The sequence below is a fragment of the Delftia sp. ZNC0008 genome, from assembly GCF_000799035.1.
Taxonomy (GTDB): Bacteria; Pseudomonadota; Gammaproteobacteria; order Burkholderiales; family Burkholderiaceae_C; genus Comamonas; species Comamonas tsuruhatensis.
This window is the reverse complement of record NZ_JTKZ01000877.1, coordinates 1-2,182: the sequence shown is the minus strand read 5'-3', so window position 1 is coordinate 2,182 and position 2,182 is coordinate 1. Positions and strand designations below refer to the sequence as shown.

Here is a 2,182-nt window from a genome sequence, read left to right as displayed (position 1 = left end):
GGCCGCAGGCCGCAGCTATTGCAGCGCCGAGCACCGGGCCCTGGCGCAACGGCGCTGAGCATGCAGGACGCCGCCCGCTCCCAGCCGCCCACCATCGACGAGGCCACGGCGCAGTCGCCGCACGACGCCAACGCCCCCTTCGTCCGGCTGTGGCAGGGATTTCTGACGGGCCGTGTTCTCATCGCCACTGCGCTTTTGCTGCTGCAGTTGGCGCTGCTCAGCGTGCAGCCCGGCGGCAATCCCCTGGTCTGGCTGGTCTGCCTGGGCTACCTGGGGCTGACGCTGCTGGTGCGGCTGACCGCACGCGAGCAGCCGCCCTCTGCCCGCGCCGGCGTGCACTGGCTGCCCGTGATCGGCGTGGACATCGCGGCCATCTGCCTGCTGCAGGTGTTGCAGACAGGCCCGCTCAACTACTCGGCCCTGCTGGCCATCCCCATCCTGATTTCGGCCGTGCTGGGCAATCTGACGCTGGCGCTGGCCACCACGGCCAGCGTCACGCTGTTGACCCTGGGCTGGGTCGCATGGCAGGACCTGGCGGGCCGCATAGAAAGTACCCAGGCCTACTACCAGGCCAGCTTTGCCTGCGCAGGCTATTTCGCCGTGGCCTATCTGACGCACGAGCTGGCGCGCCGCGTGCGGCGCGAGCGGCACCTGGCACAGCACAGCAGCCGCAAGGCCCAGGCCCAGGAGCAGGTCAATGCCCTGGTGATCCGCCACCTGGGCGAAGGCGTGCTGGTGGTTGATCCCCAATTCCGCGTGCAGCAGGCCAACCCGGCCGCGCTGCACCTGCTGGGACTGGCCGACGCGCATGCCCTGCCCTTCGCCCTCAAGGAACACGCCGGCTGGCAGCGGCTGCAGGATGCCGTGGCCCAGAGCTTTGCCCAGAACCTGCCGATATCGGCCGCCATCCATCTGCAGTCCATCGGCCAGGAAGGCATGACGGGACTGCATCTGCGAACCTGGCTGACCGAGGTCGCCACCCCGTCCGACGCCACCGATGCCGCCGAGCCCGCGCTGCTGCAGCAGCTGTGCGTGGTCTTTCTGCATGACCTGCGCGAATTGGAGGCGCGGCTGCGCACGGAAAAGCTGGCCTCCATGGGCCGCATGTCCGCCGCCGTGGCCCATGAGATCCGCAATCCGCTGGCCGCCATCACCCAGGCCAACGCCCTGCTGGCAGAAGATCTGGCGCAGAACCCGGCCCAGCAGCAGCTGTGCCGCATCGTGGGCCAGAACGCCGAGCGGCTGGCGCGCACCGTCGAGGACGTGCTCAACATCGCGCGGGCCCAGCAGCACATTGGCGAGGCCCACGCCGGCCTGCTGGACCTGGACCAGCATGTGGCCCAGGCCTGCCAGGAGTGGCAGGCCCAGGGCCAGCCTGCGCGCAGCATCCAGCTGCTGCTGGACGCGCGCGCAAGGACCGTGGTGTTCGACGGCGAGCACCTGCGCCGCATCCTGGTGAACCTGCTGGACAACGCCCAGCGCTACCGCAGCAACGCCCAGCAGCCGCATACGCTGCAGGTGCTGACCGGCGCGCCGGCCGCAGGCCAGATCTGGCTGCAGGTCTGGAGCGACGGCGCCGCACTGGAGCCCACGGTGCAGCGCCATCTGTTCGAGCCCTTCTTCTCGTCGGAAAGCCGCTCCAGCGGCCTGGGCCTGTACATCTGCCGCGAGCTGTGCCAGCGCTACGATGCAGGCATCAGCTACCAGCGGCTGTCGCGACCCGCGCCGCACGGCCCTGTCGAGGGCAATGCCTTCAGCATCGTGTTCCGCGCCGGCGCCGCATCGGCTCTGCCGGCCTCCCTGTTTGACCAGATTGTGGTGTGATGCCCTTGAACTCCCTGCCCGCTGCCGCATCGATTCTTGTCGTGGACGACGAGCCGGATCTGCGCACCCTCTATGAACTGACCCTGCTGCGCGAAGGCTACCGCGTGGAAACCGCCGCCAGCGTGGGCGAGGCGCGCGAACAGCTGCAGACCCAGCGCTTCGACGTGGTCATCACCGACATGCGCCTGCCCGACGGCATGGGAATGGAGCTGCTGCAGGACCTGCGCAACCAGCAGCGGCGAGAACGCTGCGTGGTCATGACCGCCTACGGCTCGGCCGAAAATGCCGTCGAAGCCCTGCGCTCGGGCGCCTTCGACTATCTGACCAAGCCCGTGGACCTCAAGCAGTTCCGACGCGG

General features: G+C 69.1%; 2 protein-coding genes. Both read left to right on the top strand.

Annotated elements, in window-relative coordinates:
- The first annotated feature begins 60 nt into the window (after window positions 1-60).
- Entirely contained in the window at window positions 61-1,824 is a 1,764-nt protein-coding gene (locus L995_RS28225) for a sensor histidine kinase (protein WP_047474686.1), read from the top strand.
- Window positions 1,824-2,182 (top strand): response regulator (locus L995_RS28220; protein ID WP_047474685.1); only part of this gene is annotated, 359 nt, incomplete at its 3' end. The genes L995_RS28225 and L995_RS28220, both read left to right, overlap by 1 nt.

Coding starts and splice junctions, on each gene's coding strand:
- L995_RS28225 (WP_047474686.1), top strand. CDS start 61: ATGCAGGACGCCGCCCGCTCCCAGCCGCCCACCATCGACGAGGCCACG.